The sequence below is a fragment of the Ureibacillus thermosphaericus genome, assembly GCF_012396605.1.
In the GTDB taxonomy this organism is placed as follows: domain Bacteria; phylum Bacillota; class Bacilli; order Bacillales_A; family Planococcaceae; genus Ureibacillus; species Ureibacillus thermosphaericus.
On sequence record NZ_JAAXPW010000017.1, the window covers coordinates 17,929 to 34,416 of the forward strand.

General features: G+C 34.6%; 13 protein-coding genes. 8 read left to right on the forward strand and 5 right to left on the reverse strand.

Going from position 1 to position 16,488, the window contains the following annotated elements:
* Window positions 1-287: 287 nt before the first annotated feature.
* Entirely contained in the window at window positions 288-2,522 is a 2,235-nt protein-coding gene (locus HF990_RS15305) for an S-layer homology domain-containing protein (protein WP_168412399.1), read from the forward strand.
* Window positions 2,523-2,567: 45 nt separating this feature from the next.
* Here HF990_RS15305 and HF990_RS08300 read toward each other — a convergent pair whose 3' ends face one another.
* From HF990_RS08300 to HF990_RS08310, 3 genes are read right to left on the reverse strand one after another with little or no spacing between them, the layout of a single operon-like run.
* The gene (locus HF990_RS08300; RefSeq protein WP_168412400.1) at window positions 2,568-4,574 is read right to left on the reverse strand and encodes a TRAP transporter permease; all 2,007 of its coding nucleotides are present in this window, start codon (window positions 4,572-4,574) and stop codon (window positions 2,568-2,570) included.
* Window positions 4,571-5,062 (reverse strand): DUF1850 domain-containing protein, encoded by a 492-nt coding sequence (locus tag HF990_RS08305; protein ID WP_016838934.1) that lies wholly within the window; start codon window positions 5,060-5,062, stop codon window positions 4,571-4,573. The genes HF990_RS08300 and HF990_RS08305 overlap by 4 nt, the downstream gene beginning before the upstream one ends.
* Window positions 5,043-6,032 (reverse strand): TAXI family TRAP transporter solute-binding subunit, encoded by a 990-nt coding sequence (locus HF990_RS08310; protein ID WP_016838935.1) that lies wholly within the window; start codon window positions 6,030-6,032, stop codon window positions 5,043-5,045. Before HF990_RS08310 ends, HF990_RS08305 begins: the two co-directional genes overlap by 20 nt.
* A gap of 286 nt (window positions 6,033-6,318) precedes the next feature.
* On the opposite strand from HF990_RS08310, the gene HF990_RS08315 reads away from it, so the two are divergent.
* A complete protein-coding gene (locus tag HF990_RS08315; RefSeq protein ID WP_340715121.1) occupies window positions 6,319-6,657 on the forward strand; it encodes an ArsR/SmtB family transcription factor in 339 nt (112 codons plus the stop codon).
* Window positions 6,658-6,706: 49 nt separating this feature from the next.
* On the forward strand, window positions 6,707-7,666 hold the full coding sequence (locus tag HF990_RS08320; RefSeq protein WP_096549770.1) for a cation diffusion facilitator family transporter: 960 nt from the start codon (window positions 6,707-6,709) through the stop codon (window positions 7,664-7,666).
* 33 nt (window positions 7,667-7,699) lie between these two features.
* On the opposite strand, the gene HF990_RS08325 is transcribed toward HF990_RS08320, so the two are convergent.
* Entirely contained in the window at window positions 7,700-9,535 is a 1,836-nt protein-coding gene (locus HF990_RS08325; protein ID WP_168412401.1) for a DNA ligase D, read from the reverse strand.
* A 97-nt stretch (window positions 9,536-9,632) separates the two neighbouring features.
* On the opposite strand from HF990_RS08325, the gene ku reads away from it, so the two are divergent.
* Window positions 9,633-10,457 (forward strand): non-homologous end joining protein Ku, encoded by an 825-nt coding sequence (ku, locus tag HF990_RS08330; RefSeq protein WP_096549768.1) that lies wholly within the window; start codon window positions 9,633-9,635, stop codon window positions 10,455-10,457.
* A 180-nt stretch (window positions 10,458-10,637) separates the two neighbouring features.
* Entirely contained in the window at window positions 10,638-11,798 is a 1,161-nt protein-coding gene (locus HF990_RS08335; protein ID WP_016838940.1) for an endonuclease Q family protein, read from the forward strand.
* 181 nt (window positions 11,799-11,979) lie between these two features.
* Here the strand turns inward: HF990_RS08335 and HF990_RS08340 are convergent, their stop codons facing one another.
* The gene (locus HF990_RS08340; protein ID WP_016838941.1) at window positions 11,980-12,726 is read right to left on the reverse strand and encodes an alpha/beta hydrolase; all 747 of its coding nucleotides are present in this window, start codon (window positions 12,724-12,726) and stop codon (window positions 11,980-11,982) included.
* Between the two features lie 193 nt (window positions 12,727-12,919).
* On the opposite strand from HF990_RS08340, the gene HF990_RS08345 reads away from it, so the two are divergent.
* The 3 genes from HF990_RS08345 (at window position 12,920) to hemG (ending at window position 16,443) form a co-directional block, all read left to right on the forward strand.
* Window positions 12,920-13,801 carry a LysR family transcriptional regulator gene (locus tag HF990_RS08345; RefSeq protein ID WP_016838942.1) on the forward strand — a complete coding sequence of 294 codons (882 nt, stop codon included), beginning with the start codon at window positions 12,920-12,922 and terminating at the stop codon, window positions 13,799-13,801.
* A 19-nt stretch (window positions 13,802-13,820) separates the two neighbouring features.
* On the forward strand, window positions 13,821-14,699 hold the full coding sequence (locus tag HF990_RS08350; protein ID WP_016838943.1) for a tetratricopeptide repeat protein: 879 nt from the start codon (window positions 13,821-13,823) through the stop codon (window positions 14,697-14,699).
* Window positions 14,700-15,042: 343 nt separating this feature from the next.
* Window positions 15,043-16,443 (forward strand): protoporphyrinogen oxidase, encoded by a 1,401-nt coding sequence (gene hemG / locus HF990_RS08355; RefSeq protein WP_168412402.1) that lies wholly within the window; start codon window positions 15,043-15,045, stop codon window positions 16,441-16,443.
* Window positions 16,444-16,488: the final 45 nt, after the last annotated feature.

Sequence of the window (16,488 nt, forward strand, 5' to 3'; positions counted from 1 at the left end):
AATTTAGGAAACTAGCCCGAGTCTCGAGATATAGAAAACTATTTCATCAGTAAGCTCGAGCCGGGCATTAATTTGTTCACAGAATGACATATCAAATATATTTTTCTAATACATAAAAGTACGGATTATTAGCAATATGTAAAATTGATAAATTTAAAATTATTAAAAAATGCTAATTTTGTTATAGAAGTATTAATTTCAGAGTTAAATACAGGGGTAATTTCCTATTTAAACCAATATAGAAATGTCTTAAAATTAAAATTAGTAAATAAAAAGGAGGACTATTGGTGAAATTTAAAAAAATAGGAACGATTGCAACTGCTGCTACATTGTCAGTTGGATTACTTGCAACACCAGCTTTAGCTGAAACGCCTTTGGACGTATATGAAAAACCTCAACAATTGGAAATTCTTATTGCATCTACTGAAACTACTGTATCAAAAAGCGAATTAATTAAAAAGTTTAAAGATGTTTTCCCAAATAAATATGATTTTTTATCAGAATCTGACTTCCATTTAAGAAGTGGACACTATCCAAATGATAATACCGTTCGTTACAATTTAAGCTTCCACAAAAAAATAAGCGGCAATCGATACGTTTATGGTGATATTACTTTTGCTGGGGAAAACTTAGAGATTGAATCTTTATATTTAGATCCAATTGATACAAAAGATGCTATGTTCCCTGCGAAAGTATCAAAAGATGAAGCAAAGGAAATTGCAAAAAAATTTATTGAACAATTTACAGCAGGCAAAAAATATAAACTTTCTGAAGAAGACGATGTATATTATTATCCAGGACCAAAACAATTATTAACTGAACCAGTTCAATATTCATTTTCATTTGTACGTACAGAAAACGGTATTGCAATTCCAGATCAAAGAATTTCAATATCAGTTTTAGGGAATGGAGAAGTAACTCATTTATATCGCAGTGAATTTTTATCAGCAACATTTGATGATGTAAATAAAGTAATAAATAAAGAAGAAATAATGAAAAAAATAAAAGACAATTTATCTGTTCAATTACGATATCAATTAGATTACAACTACTATACGGGAGAACAAAAAGCAGAGTTAGTATATGTGCCATCCATTAAAGAGGGAATTCACGCCTTAACTGGAAATTGGTTGGTAGGAAATAAATTTCAATCTAATCCACCAGAAAACAAAAATGTGGACCAATTAACGAATCAACCCCTTTCACCAAAATATAAAGGGATGACTGTTGAACAAGCAAAACAATTAGCAGAACAAATTTTAAAGATTAATTCTAATAAAGTACGTTTAACGATTGATAGCGTGGAAGAGACAGAGAACTATTATGGAAATGAAATTATTTACGTTTCATATAGCTATGAATATGACCGTGGTGGATATGGGACAAACATTACATTTGATAAACAGACTGGAGATTTAATCGAGTACTATGATATTAAATCTGACGTATTAGCTCAGATTGGAGAAAAGCCAAAAAATCAAAGAAAAATAACGGAGGAACAAGCCCTTTCTAAAGCGATTGGCTATTTAAAACAATATGCGCCATCAAAACTTCACCATTATTCAAAACCAATCGAGCAAAGGTTAGAACATTATAATGGATTGTATTTCTTTACATTCCCAAGAATAGTAAATGGAATTCCAGTGATTGGCGATGAATTACATGTAGCTATAAGTGATACTGGTGAATTGATTAATTTACATGTCGGATATCATGAAAACAGTGAATGGCCGGCAATAAATAATGCAATTTCAGCAGAAGAAGCAAAAAATATTATAATGAACAGTACAGATGTGGAGCTTAGCTATATACAACCAGATGAAAATCCTCATTATGCTTTAGTGTACTCGCCAATTTATAATGGAAATATTTATAGTTATTTAGATGCGATAAGTGGGGAATGGAAAACTCCGAGCTATTTGCAAAATCCAGAAATAAGTGAAGAGCAAAAGGTTTCTCATCCAACTGCGGAAAAAGAATTGAATTTCTTTATTGAGAACGGCTATTTAGAAATAGGGGATATTGATAGCTTTAATGCGGATGCTCCAATTACGAAAGGAGAAGTATTAAAAGGTTTAGTTAAATCTTTAACTTACTTCTATGAAGACTATTATTACAATAGCGAAGAAATGAAAAAACAAACATACGAAAATATTGGACCAGATCATCCGTATTTCCATATCGTAGAAAAAGCTGTTTCTATGGGCATTCTTGATCCGAAAAATAAAGGCTTTAACCCAGATACAAACATTACGAGAGAACAATTAGCTGTTTGGTACATTAGAGCATTAGGATTAGAAGAAGCTGCGAAGCATTCAGAAATATATAAAAGCAATGTGAAAGATGTAGATTTAGTAAATAGTCATTATATTGGCTATGTATCGTTAGCCAATTCTCTTGGATTAATTCCTGCAGAAAATAACCTATTTGAACCAAAACGACCTGTCACATATGCTGATTTTGTTACATCTGCAGTACGACTTGCCCAGAAAGCAAATGATATGAATTTGTATTTTGACTAATAATGGTTGAAAGGCTGTCTAGAGAATGTACTAGACAGCCTTTTTCTATGCATTTTTAAGTTGTTTTTTTGCTTGAAGTGTATTGAATGCGAAGATACCTAAAACAGTGATTATACCAATTATATCTGTGTAAAATTCAGGAATAATTAATAACAATGATCCTACAGCGAGTACAAGACGAAGGACTATATTGACATTTGTTTTAAAGTACCCTTCAATTGCAGCACCAATGCCTATTACACCTATTATAGAAGAAACGGTCACCGTTATAATGTTAAATGGAGAGGCAAACGGGAATTCTGTTGCATTCATTGGAAGTCCTGTTGGATTGATTAATAACATCTCTGGTGCATAGACAAAAATATACGGAACGATGAAGCCTGCAAGTGCTAAACGTATGGAAATAAAACCGGTCTTCATTGGACTTCCGCCTGAAAGCCCCGCACCGGCAAAGGAAGCAAGAGCCACAGGAGGCGTGATGTTGGCGAAAATACCAAAGTAGAAAACAAACATATGTGCAACTAAAACTGGCACTCCAAAGTCCGCTAATGCAGGTGCAACCATCGTTGCAGTAATAATATAAGCTGGAATACTTGGTAAGCCCATTCCCAAGATAATCGAAGCAATCATCGTCAAGAATAATGTTAAAAATAAACTATTACTCCCAAGAGTCGTGATGGCAGATGTTAACGTAGCACCGAAACTAGTCAAGTTGACTACCCCAATAATAATTCCAACTACACCACATGCTATAACTGTCGATAATGATTGGCGTGTCCCGTCTTCGAGAGCAAGCAAAATGTCTTTAAAGGACATTCGTGTATTTTTACGAAGGGCAGAGACAACGATTGTCATGATAATTGTCCAAAAGGCAGCATGAGCAACAGGCATACCTGAACCGAGTAATACTATAAGCCCGATAAGAGGAAGGATTAAATGGCCGCCTTCTTTAAATACTTCCTTTACACGTGGTAAATCAGGTTTCGGAATCCCTTTTAAATTGGTACGACCTGCCCGGAAGTGAACTTGCATAATAACACCTAAGAAGTATAAAAGCGCTGGTATAATTGCCGCAAGGGCGATTGTAACATAGCTGATTCCTGTGGTTTCAGCCATAATAAATGCACTGGCTCCCATTACTGGAGGCAAAATTTGCCCACCAATCGAAGCGCTGGCTTCAACGGCGCCTGCAAAGTTTTTCTCGTAACCAATTTTTTTCATTAATGGAATGGTAAATGCACCTGTTCCAACGACATTGGCAACTGCTGAACCATTGATACTTCCCATAAAGGCGCTCGAAATTACTGCAACTTTTGCAGGACCACCTTGTCTATGGCCTGCAAGAGCAAGAGCTAAGTCGTTGAAAAACTGTCCCATTCCAGATTTGGCTAAAAATGAACCAAATAAAATAAAAAGGAAAATATATTGCACAGAGGCACCAATTGCAGTAGAAAATAATCCTTCCGTTTTTAAGTACAATTGTCCAAAAATATCTCCTAAATCAAAGGGACGTGTCATCATGATACGAGGCAGCCAAGCTTGATGACTGAAGAATGGATAACTTAAAAATGCCAGTGCTAACAGAGGTAAAATCCAACCTGTTACACGTCTTGCAGTTTCAAGTACCAGTAAAACAGTCATAATGGCAACTGCGATATCGAATGTATTTGGAATGCCTCCTCTAGCAGTCATAATTTCTTCGTATTCCATAAATAGATAGCCGCAAGAAACAAGACATAAACCAAACAAGAGCCAATCGTATACTGGAATTTTATCTCGTCCTTGTTTTCCGTATGTAGGATAAAGGAGGAAAACAAGTCCCATCGCAAATAATAAGTGAATGGATCGCATGAGAAGTGTAGGGAGCGGATTGAAAGTTGTATACAAATGAAATAATGAATATAAAATGCAAAGAATACTAACAAAAATAATTAATTTTTTTGAATTGTATTTTCTCACTTTCGAATCGGCATCGTATTTTTCCAAAACCTCTTGTATTTTTTCGTCCGAAATATTTTCTGAAAGGACTGGTTCTTTGATTGTTTGTGTCATAGACATTCCCCCTTCAATAACATGTCCCAAAGAGAAATTGTTTGTATGGAAATGGTTACGGGTTCGTAGTCTCCCGCCAGTTCATATAATAAAATTTCTTTATCATCGATAATTAAGGTACTCTTCACATTTTCAGATACGACTAGTTGAATGGATGGAAAGGAACGATTAATTTCCAATTCTACAAATCCATCTATTAATGCTGCTTGTTTACTCTCTTTTGGGGTGCTTGGAACCCCGGCACCGAAAGTTTTAAATTTTGTTTTTGTTAATAACAAAGCGTCTTCTTTTATTTCATAGAACTCCACCCATTCTTCCTTTTCTACAGAATGAATCCATTTGATTGCGAAATGTTTATTGGTTGACCAAAGTAGGTGGTCCTTAATTTCAAAAGTTAAGAGAGGAAACTTGATCAAGTGGGATAAGAAAAGGAGGACGAGAAAACCCGTACCTCCCATGAGAAGTGTTTTACTGACTTTGTTCATCATAGAAGCGTTTAGCACCTGGGTGAAGCGGTGCAACAATATTTTGTTGTGCACCTTCTAATGTGATATCATTTGCTGCTTGGTGAGCATTTTGTAATGTTGGCAAACTTTCGAAGAATTGTTTTGTTAATTTATATACATCATCTTCACTCATATCTGCACGAACTACTAGTGCATTCGGAACTGCTGCTGTAGGAATCGCTTCTTTGTTTCCGTAAGTATCTGCTGGAATGTCGTAAGCAACAAAGTACGGATGTTCTTTTGCAATTTCTGCCACTTTGTCAGGATTGATTGAAACTAATTGTAAATCGATTGATTCGGCTAATTCTAATACTGAAGCATTAGGAAGACCACTTGTTAAGAAGGCGGCATCAATTGTCCCCGCTTTTAATCCATCAGCTGCTTCTGCATAACCCAAATAATCCACTTTCAAATCATCGTAAGTAATGCCATGTCCCTTTAATAACACGCGTGCATTGATTTCAACCCCTGAATTTTGGTCACCTACGGCAACGCGTTTACCTTTTAAATCTTCAATCGTATTAATACCAGTTCCTTTTTTTGTAATAATTTGTACAACATTTGGATATAAAGTTGCTATATGAGATACATTTTTCACTGGCTCATTGAAACTTACTTCACCATTAATAGCTTGGGATAAAGCATCACTCATGACAAATGCAATTTCTGCTTTACCTTGTTCTAATAAATTAATATTTTCAACAGAAGCACCTGTTGTTTGAGTGCGGGAGTTCACATCAAATGTTTTGGTATATTGGTCGGCAAGTGTTGAACCAATAATATTGTAAGGACCACTTGCTCCTCCTGTTGCGATTGTTACAATGTTCGTATCTAAACCATCAGTTGCAGCTGATTTATCATTGTCGCTGGCTTGATTATTTCCGCTGCTGTTACATGCCGCAAGCATCAATGATAATGATAGTACAAAAGCAAAAAATAGTACCCTATTCATAAATTTACCTCCAAAGGATTTTTTTGAAACTATAGTTTTTAGTGTACATATAATAAAAGAAAAATTGAATACATCAAAAAACAGATTTTTCCGACAATTTACGACAAAGCTATTTATCAAATCGCTTATATAGATGTCAAAATTTCACGAATACTATCTTTTTTAACATTAATTAGTCGATATTTATTTAGAGTAAATTAAATTCTTTCACTACTTCCCATAGAGAAATCTATGATTTATAATATATTTATATGAACAAATGTTCATATAAGAAATTATTCGGGGTGTGTTAAACATGGAAAACGAATTCATTCATCAAGAAGAAAATTCCGAACATAATGATTTAGATGATGAAACATTATTTTTAGTTTCTCAAACGTTTAAAGCGTTAAGCGACCCAACTCGAATACGAATCTTATATTTACTTTCACACAATGAGTATTCGGTTAATGAGATTGCAAAAAAATTAAATTTAAGTCAACCTACCGTTTCTCATCAGTTACGATTTTTAAAAAACTTAAGGCTTGTCAAATATCGCAGAGAAGGTACAACACTTTACTATTCTCACGATGATGACCACGTGATGCATATGTTACATCAAACAATAGAGCATTCTAAACATTAAGAACATTTATTTTTATATGAATATATACTAATATAAAGGAGGTTTACAGATGGGGCATGGCCATAATCATGCACACCATGATCATACTCATGGTGCTAACAAAAAAACATTAACTATTGCATTTTTCATTATTGCTACATATATGATTGTAGAAGCAATTGGCGGCTTATTAACAAACAGTCTTGCACTTCTTTCGGATGCTGGACATATGTTGAGTGACGCAGTATCGCTAGGAGTTGGTGTGCTTGCCTTCAAGTTTGGTGAAAAGATTGCAGATTATTCAAGAACTTATGGATATCGACGTTTTGAAATATTAGCGGCGGTTTTTAATGGTGTTACATTAATTCTTATTTCAATTTTTATTGTTATTGAAGCAATTGAACGTTTCATTTCCCCTCCGGAAATTGCATCTGTTGGTATGCTTGGAATTGCAATTGTCGGGTTGGCAGTGAATGTGCTTGTGGCTTGGATATTAATGCGCGGTGGCGATACTCACGATAATTTAAATATGAGAGCTGCTTTTCTTCATGTTATTGGAGATATGTTAGGTTCAGTTGCAGCAATTGTAGCAGCACTATCCATCATGTTCCTTGGCTGGGGATGGATGGATCCAGTGGCAAGTATTATTGTGGCAATAATTATTTTAAATAGCGGCTATCGAGTAACGAAAGATGCCATTCATGTTTTAATGGAAGGTGTACCAAGCAACGTCAATATAGATGAAATTATTTCATTATTTAGCAATACGCCTGGTATTATCGGTATCCATGATTTACATGTATGGAGTATTACAAGTGGACAAAACGCACTATCCTGTCATGCAGTGGTAGATGAACATTTAACGTTAAAAGAAACTCAGAAGATATTAAGAAAAATTGAGCATGAACTGCTGCATTTAGGAATTGCACATATGACCGTACAAATAGAAGATGCTGATCATGTACATGAAGATTCTGTATTATGTAAAATTCAAGGTAATCAACACCATCATCACCATCATCATCATTAATATGGACCTCCATCAATTTTGATGGAGGATTTTTTATTTTAATATATTTTTTAATTCTTCAATGACTTCTTTAAAATTCTGTTTTTCTCCAGCCTCAAAATAATTGTTAAATGGGTTGCCTAACGTATTCAGTCGTTCAACCACTTTTGGAATCGTAAAGTTATTTGGATGCAATCCTTCTTTCACCTCTTCCCAGTAAAGAGGTGTTGCGACACAGCCTAATTCATTTCCACGGGGAGAATATGGTGCAATAATTGTTTTTCCTTCTGCATGTTGCACATAATCTAAATACAACTTATTTCCTCTTTTCTTTTTTAACCGCTCTAATGTAAAAATATTCGGCTCCTGATTTACTAAAAATTTACAAATGAATTCAGTAAAGATGCGGGTTTCATCATAGGTGAATTGATTTTTTGGCAACGGTATATAGAGTTGCAAACCTTTTCCGCCAGACGTTTTGACAAATGATTGCAGCTGAAATCGATCAAAAATTGCTTTCATTCTTAGAGCTGCTTCAATGGCATATGGAAATTCGCTGACGGAAGGTGGATCTAAGTCAAACACGATTTCTGTTGGATAGGTTGTGTTAATCGTTTGGAAAGGAATATGAAATTCCAATACTAATTGATTGCCTAGCCATAATAATGTGGGTATGTCGTTGCAAACAATATAATCAATAGAATCGATCCGCATAGTTTGAACGAAATCAGGTGCGTAGTCTGGTACATTTTTTTGATAAAAGTTTTCGCCAGGAACGCCATGTGGATAACGAATCGCCGTTAGAGCTCGGTTTTGTAAAAAGGGAAGCAAATAGGGAGCAATCATGTCTAAATAAAGAATATAATCATCTTTCAATAAATTAAGTTTCGGCCAGACTGGTTTTTCAGGATGAGTAACTTGTACATGTTCGGGTATGGGATGAAGTTGTTTTAAAAATGTTTTCCAATTACATTCTTCTGGTAGTAAATCGAAACGAAAAGAATGGAAACGAGGTTCTCTTAATGTTTTTCCATCAAAATCGATACATGCAATGTCAACGCAAATGGAAGGAGGTAAAGTCCAAATTGAACTGGAGATTTTTTCTCCTTTCGTCTCAAAAAACGATCCCAATGTGTTAAATTCTTCATCGGACAAACCATGTTTAAAAGTTGTTACTTCTATTAATTGATGCTCTTTAAAAATTGCACCTGTAAAATAGCCGTTTGCTTTGTTGAAGGAATGGACAACAACGGATACAAGTCGCCAGTTTTTTATTTTTAACCAGTCCGTTGAACGCTTTCCACTAATCCATAGGCTTGTTTTTCGTTTTGCAACCATTCCTTCACCATTATGCTCTTTAATGATTTTCCAAAGAACATCCCTCTGTTGGAAGCTTTCAATACATTGTATTTGTCCACGGCAGAAAAATTGTATATTTTTTGGGAGGTTCGCCTTTGAAAAAAGCTGACTTAAATGTTCTTTTCTTTTGGATAGAGGAAAGAAATGCATTTCTTTTCCTTTGAATTGCAGTAAATCAAAAGCGATATATTGGCAAGGAAATTTTTGGCTAGCTTGTTGAATTTTTTGTTTTGTTTTTGTTTTTCCCCGGGATTGAACGATAGAAAAATTACTTCGAAAATTGTTTTCTAAGTATACAATTTCCCCATCTAAAGTTAGTGGAAGAAAAGATTTAACGAACGAAAAATACCGCTTACAAAATTCAATTAATTCAGGGAAAAGTGGTGTTAAGTCGTTGCCATTTCTGCTGATAATGGTAGGAATTTCATTTTCCCATACCAAGATCGCTCGATAACCATCATATTTAGCTTCATAAATCCACTCGTCACCTACAGGTAACTCCTCTACTGAAGTTAATAACATTGGCTTCATGACGAAAACCTCTTTTTTCATTATTGTTGAACAGAGGTTAAAGGTTATACATAGTTATTTTTCATTTAAGCATAATAAGAAAAAAGTAGGTGACGCTATGCATACGATATGGAAAGGTAGCATCAGTTTTGGGTTAGTGAATATACCTGTTAAACTCCACGCAGCTACAGAAAATAAAGATGTAAAACTTAGACAGCTTCACAAAGAATGTCATAGTCCCATTAATTATAAAAAGGTATGTCCCGTTTGCGACAGAGAAGTGAAAAGTGAAGAGATTGTCAAAGCTTATGAATACGCAAAGAATAAATTTGTCGTGTTGGATGAGGAAGATTTGGAAGAATTGAGGAAAGAAAATGAAGAAAAGGCTGTAGAAATTATAGAATTTGTCAAGCTAGAAGAAATCGATCCAATTTATTTTGAAAAAAGCTATTTTTTATCACCTGATACAGGTGGATTGAAAGCATATGCTTTGCTACGTCAAGCGTTGAAAGAATCAGGAAAAATCGGAGTTGCTAAAATTACTATACGTTCAAAAGAACAATTAGCAGTTGTTCGGGTATATGAAGATACATTGTTAATGGAAACAATTTATTTTCCAGATGAAGTTAGAAATGCTAAAGATGTTCCGAATATCCCGAGTGATGAAAAGGTTGTACAAAAAGAATTAGAAACTGCATTGATGTTAATTGATCAACTGACGGTAAAATTTGAACCAGAGAAATATCATGATGAGTATCGTACAGCACTTCTCGAACTGATTGAGCAGAAAAAAGCGGGAGAAACCGTAACAGCTGCGGAGAAAAATCCAGCCATTCCACCTGATATGACCGATTTAATGAGTGCTCTAGAAGCATCATTAAATAAAACGAAAAAGAAACCTGCCACAAGAAAGAAAAAAACAAAAGAGAAAAAAGAAGCATAATGTTGCACTATTTAATTTTTTGATTGATGTGTGAAACACTTCATTAGAAAAAATTTAATAAATACATTTTGAGTAAAGGGACATTCCAAAGATTAACTCCTTTGTAATGTCCTTTTTTATACGAAAAATTTACGAAAAAAATATGCTAAAATAAAATTTAAGTTACAAGGACGTGAAAAGATGAAGAATTACTATGTTGATTTACATATACATATCGGAAGAACTGAGAGTGGACGAGCAGTAAAAATAACAGGGAGTAAAAATTTAACGCTAAAAAATATATTACAAACCGCCTCAAGTCAAAAAGGACTTGACATCGTTGGGATAATCGATTGCCATTCACCTGAAGTCATAAAGGAAATCGAACAACTGGTAGAAGAACAAAGAATTGAGCTTCTTCCGGAAGGGGGATTGCGATTTGATAAGACGACACTCATTCCAGGCTCGGAAATCGAGATTTTTGATGAACACTGTAAGGGGCCGATTCATGTTCTCTCCTTCTTTCCAACTCTTGAGTACATGAAGAAATTTTCCGAATGGATGCGTCCTCTTTTGAAAAATATTCATTTAAGTTCACAACGCATCTATTGTGATGGGAGGACTTTACAACAAAAAGTACAAGAATTAGAGGGGCTATTTATTCCAGCCCATGTGTTTACACCTTTTAAAAGCCTTTATGGAAAGGGAGTAGAAAAAAGCTTATCGGAAGTGTTTGATCCTGAACGAATTGATGCCATTGAACTTGGATTGAGCTCTGATACATATATGGTGCAAGGAATTAGTGAACTTGAAAAATATCCTTTCGTCACAAACTCAGATGCTCATTCTTTAGGGAAACTGGCAAGAGAATATCAAAAAGTTCAACTGGAGGATGCAAATTTTAAAGAGCTTGTTTACGCTTTACAAGAAAAAGGCGGCCGAAAGATTTTAGCGAATTATGGATTAAATCCTCTATTAGGAAAGTATCACTCCACTGTTTGTCAAGAATGTGGTGAACATGTTGAATCGGAAGAATCATGTTCAGCATGCGGAAGCAGCCATTTGGTAAAGGGCGTTTCTAAAAGAATAAACGAATTGAAGGATCATAAACCCCCTACTCGTCATCGACCACCATATATCCATCAAGTTCCGTTAGATTTTATCCCGGGAGTTGGAGCAAAGACGATTCGTCGATTGATTGAAGCTTTCGGTACGGAAATGGCTATTTTACATGAAGTGTCGGTAGAACAATTGGAGCAAGTGGTTCCAAAGAAAATTGCTAATCTAATTGATTTAGCAAGAAGAGGAAAATTAAATATTGAGGTTGGCGGAGGCGGTGTGTATGGGAAAGTAATTGAGTAAAAAACATGCTTAACTTATTTAAGCTTCTCCTATATATAAATTAAAAACAAGCTACGAAGTTAGACGGGGATCTATTTCGTAGCTTGCCAAAGGGATGTATGTCTCAAGGACATATATTTTATAGCAAATTGGGGAATTTGCTAGGGGATACATTATTTATTATGTTGAGAAGATTCAAATATTATTCTTCCCATTTTAAACTTTCAAAGAAGCGATATACTTCTTCAAATACAAGGTCACGTTCTTTATCTACAGTTAAAATGTGACCTGAATTAATAAAGCTTTTAACAGATTTAATGCGCGATTTTACAGAGTTATAAATGTAATCTGCGCTTTGGCAGTAGTATTCATCATCATTTAACCCACGTAAAATATGAACAGGTTTGTCTATTTGATTTAATTTTGCGCTTGTATCATTAATAATGCCTTGCAAGTATTCTAGCTTCGGCATTCGATATGTTTTCGCTAAGTTTTCTGGTTTATCTACATCTTCATTATATGTGCCAGTTAATTTTTTGTAATTAATTGTGTAGCTAATAATACGTTGTTGTAAGCTGTCAACACTTTTAGATAACGCTGGTGCTGACATTGTTACGATTGCTTTAATTGGTCGTTCTTCACCTAGGCGTAGTGAGAAAATGCCGCCTAAAGAAACACCAGCAACCGCAATTTCTTTATACCCTCTTCTGCGAAGTTCATCGTAACCTTCAACAGCGCTATTCCACCATTCGATCGGGTCTGTGTTAATAAGGGTTAAAGGGTCACTTCCATGCCCTTTATATAAAGGAGCATGAACCGTATAATTGCGATCTGCTAAATAACGACCTAAACGCTTCACATCATTAGTGTTGCCTGTAAAACCATGTAGTAATAAGACAGCGCGTTTTCCCGTCTCAATAGTAAATGGTTTTGGCGAAACGATTTTCATTATGAAGTACTCCTTTTATAAATAATGTTACAATAAAATGAAAAAAAATGAAAATATCTTGTTTTTTAAAATGAATTTTGTTATGCAAATCAATCTTGTAAACTTATTATAGATACAGCCTTACATAAATACAATTTATTATTTTTATCAAAACCATTCTAAATGGTTATCAATTAACAAAAGGGGTATGTAAATGGAAATACAACAATTGGAATATTTCAAAGTTGTTGCTGAAATAGAACATATGACTCACGCTGCTGAATTGTTAAACATTTCTCAGCCGGCATTAAGTAAGTCGATTTCAAATATCGAACAAGAAATTGGAGTACCTCTTTTTGATAGGCAAGGCCGTTCCATTGTATTGAATCGCTATGGAAAACTTTTTTTGGAAAGAGTGAATACGATTTTAGAAGAATATAATCGAGCGAAACAGGAAATCAATGGATTGATTATGCCAGGATATGGAGAGGTATCATTAGGATTTATCCACACTTTAGGGATGGAGATTGTGCCTGAATTGATGGCTCATGTTCACGAAAAATATCCGAATATCAAGTTTACTTTAACTCAAGCTTCTTCATTGAATTTATTAGAATTGTTGGAAGAAGGGGATATCGATTTATGTTTATCCCAACGTATTGAATCAAAAATAGTTGATATTGAATGGATTGAATTATGGAAGGAAGAATTGTTTGTTATCGTTCCAGAAAATCATCGGTTTGCAAATAAAGAATTTATCAATTTGTCTGAAATAAAAGATGAACCTTTTGTATCTATAAAAAAAGGGAATGCATTACGTCATATTGTAGACCAATTATTAAAAGATGTGGGAATTGCTAAAACGAATATTACATTTGAAGGAGAAGATCCACATACAGTAGCAGGATTTGTTAGTGCTGGCCATGGTATTTCGATTATTCCAGACATTAAAGGATTGAATGAGTATAATGTAAGAAAAATATCGGTTAAAGAACCCATTTGTGAGCGGAAAATCGGTGTATCATGGGTTAAAGGCCGTTATATGTCTCCTGCTGCAACGAAATTTAAAAATTATTTAGTCGAATATTTTAAATGAAGATAAGGTGTCGATGGTGATGGAATTAGAGATGCAGGAAAGATTTGAAGAGCGTTTACAACAATTGCGTCATTTGCTTACAGAAGAACAAATGCTAGAAGCGAAAAATATATACCAACTTGCCCATGAAAAGAACGTAGAAGCGATGGTTGAATTAGCGGATATATACAGGATCATGGAGGAATATTCTCTTTCTGTTTACTGGTTGCAAAAAGCGAGTAAAGCGGGAAATAGTGAAGCACAATATCAGTTGGCTAATTGCTATTACGAAGGACTTGGCGTTGAAGAAGATATTGAAATGGCTTTTTCATTATATAAAAAGGCAGCAAAAAACGGAAATCCTGATGCAGCTAATAACTTAGCAGACATGTATTTAAACGGTGAAGTAGGAAATGTAAATTATAAGGAAGCTTTAAAATGGTTTGAAGTGGCTGCAAAACAGAATGTTGTAGAAGCAATGTTTACATTAGGAATTATGTATGAGCAAGGAATTGGGGTAAATAGAGATGACGAAAAAGCATTTCAATATTATTTGAAGGCAGCTGAAGGCGGGGATCTCGATGCCCAATATCGAATGGGTTCCATCTATTTTGAGGGTCTATTGGGCAGGGAGAGGAATGTCCCTCTTGCTATTGAGTGGTTTGAAAAAGCAGCGGAATACCATCACATTGATTCAATTTATAATTTAGGGTTTCTATATGAGAATGGAATCGGTGTTGAAAGAAACGGAAAGAAAGCACTTTATTATTATAAGAGAGCTTCGTTGCTAGGAGATTATCAAGCAAAGTTAAATATCGCATATATTTACGAAAATGGGATTGATGTTGAAGTAGATAAAAAAGCGGCAGCCCGCTGGCGAGAACTGGCAAAACAACAAAAGCAAAATGAGTATAATTAATAATAAGCACACTAAAAAGTATTGCATTACTACATTCCATATTCCGTAATGTAGTGGGGATGACAGAACATTACATGCTATGAAGAGATTGTGATTCTAAAGTTGGATTATGAAAAACTAGTTGAATATAGTGAAACAGTCCTTTGTAGTATAGTGGAAAGGGCTGTTTTTTATTGTTTAATAAATTGAATAAATTATCAAAATTCCTTTTGAAATAAATTCAACAGTCAAAAGCATATTTGTTGTTTACTATATTGAAATTTACTAAAGCCGACACAGAAAGAGTTATAAAAAAAGTTTATACTAAAAGTACGGTAAAATGATCTTATAGGAGTTGTAAAGAATGAAAACGGTAACAGTTATCGGTGGAGGAATTACAGGACTTTGCACGATGTATTATTTACAAAAACAATTAAAGGAAAACGAAATTCCTGCCCGTTTAGTACTTGTGGAAAAAAATCCGTACCTTGGCGGAAAAATGCACACAGCGCGTGAAAAAGGATTCATCATGGAAACGGGAGCAGATTCCATTGTAGCACGATATCCAAGCGTAATTGAACTTGTAAAGGAACTAGATTTTGAATCGGAAGTCGTATATAACGAAACAGGAATTTCTTATATTCACACCAATAATGAATTACATGCGATTCCAAAGGACTCTGTATTTGGCATTCCTATGACTCTCGAATCCCTAAAGGCGAGCACATTAATTTCAGAAGAAGGGAAACAACGAGTGTTAAAAGATGAGGAAATACCGAATACGAAATTTACGAAGGAAAGTTCCATCGGAGATTTCTTAGAATACTTTTTAGGAAAAGAAATCGTGGAGAAACAAATAGCTCCTGTATTAGCTGGTGTTTACTCAGGGGACATTTATAAATTGTCCATTGCCTCTACGCTTCCATACTTAGTTGATTACAAAAATGAATATGGAAGTATAATGAAAGGTTTGCAAGCAAATCAGGAAAAGTTTGAACGGGAAGCGAATAAAAAATTCCTTTCTTTTAAAAATGGACTATCTCAACTAATTGATCGAATGGAAGAACTGCTTGTGGATGTAGAAATATATAAAGATACTGAAACAGTTCTTGTTGAGAAGAAAGAACAATGTTATGAAATTTCCTTCGCTAACGGAGAAAAATTGGAATCGGATGTTGTTGTGTTAGCATTGCCCAACCAAGTCGTGAAGCAAGTTTTAAATAATGATGAATTAAATCCTTATTTCAACAAATTTAAAAATGCATCAGCCATTACGATGTATGTAGGCTTCGATCTACCAGATTCTATTTTGCCTAAGGATGGCACTGGATTTATCGTTTCCTACAACAGCGACTTATTATGTAATGCCTCTACTTGGACAAGCCGTAAATGGAAGCATACTTCAACAGAAGGAAATCTACTTGTTCGACTGTTTTATAAAGAAAGTAATCCTCGCTACCAAGAATTAGTGAAAATGAGTGATGAAGAGTTAACAAAGGTTGCTTTGAACGATATTCAACTGAGTTTGAATATAGAAGCACAACCTACCATTGTGAATATTACAAAATGGATTGATGCCATGCCAACTTATGATTTAGCTCATCACGAAGCTTTGCAAGAAATAATTACAAAATTAGATAACCTCTATCCGAATCTTTACATTGCTGGTTGCTCTTATTTCGGCGTAGGAATTGGTGCATGCATTGATAACGGGAAAGAAACAGCAAAACAAATTATAAACAACTTTTTAAATAATTCCGACTGATTAACTTGACAAAATGAAGTATTGATTTTATGATGTAAGTTATTA

Bases quoted from the DNA above. Each gene is read 5' to 3' on its own strand.
- HF990_RS08300 (WP_168412400.1), bottom strand. From the start codon at position 4,574: ATGACACAAACAATCAAAGAACCAGTCCTTTCAGAAAATATTTCGGAC.
- HF990_RS08305 (WP_016838934.1), bottom strand. From the start codon at position 5,062: ATGATGAACAAAGTCAGTAAAACACTTCTCATGGGAGGTACGGGTTTT.
- HF990_RS08310 (WP_016838935.1), bottom strand. From the start codon at position 6,032: ATGAATAGGGTACTATTTTTTGCTTTTGTACTATCATTATCATTGATG.
- HF990_RS08320 (WP_096549770.1), top strand. From the start codon at position 6,707: ATGGGGCATGGCCATAATCATGCACACCATGATCATACTCATGGTGCT.
- HF990_RS08325 (WP_168412401.1), bottom strand. From the start codon at position 9,535: ATGAAGCCAATGTTATTAACTTCAGTAGAGGAGTTACCTGTAGGTGAC.
- ku (WP_096549768.1), top strand. From the start codon at position 9,633: ATGCATACGATATGGAAAGGTAGCATCAGTTTTGGGTTAGTGAATATA.
- HF990_RS08335 (WP_016838940.1), top strand. From the start codon at position 10,638: ATGAAGAATTACTATGTTGATTTACATATACATATCGGAAGAACTGAG.
- HF990_RS08340 (WP_016838941.1), bottom strand. From the start codon at position 12,726: ATGAAAATCGTTTCGCCAAAACCATTTACTATTGAGACGGGAAAACGC.
- HF990_RS08345 (WP_016838942.1), top strand. From the start codon at position 12,920: ATGGAAATACAACAATTGGAATATTTCAAAGTTGTTGCTGAAATAGAA.
- HF990_RS08350 (WP_016838943.1), top strand. From the start codon at position 13,821: ATGGAATTAGAGATGCAGGAAAGATTTGAAGAGCGTTTACAACAATTG.
- hemG (WP_168412402.1), top strand. From the start codon at position 15,043: ATGAAAACGGTAACAGTTATCGGTGGAGGAATTACAGGACTTTGCACG.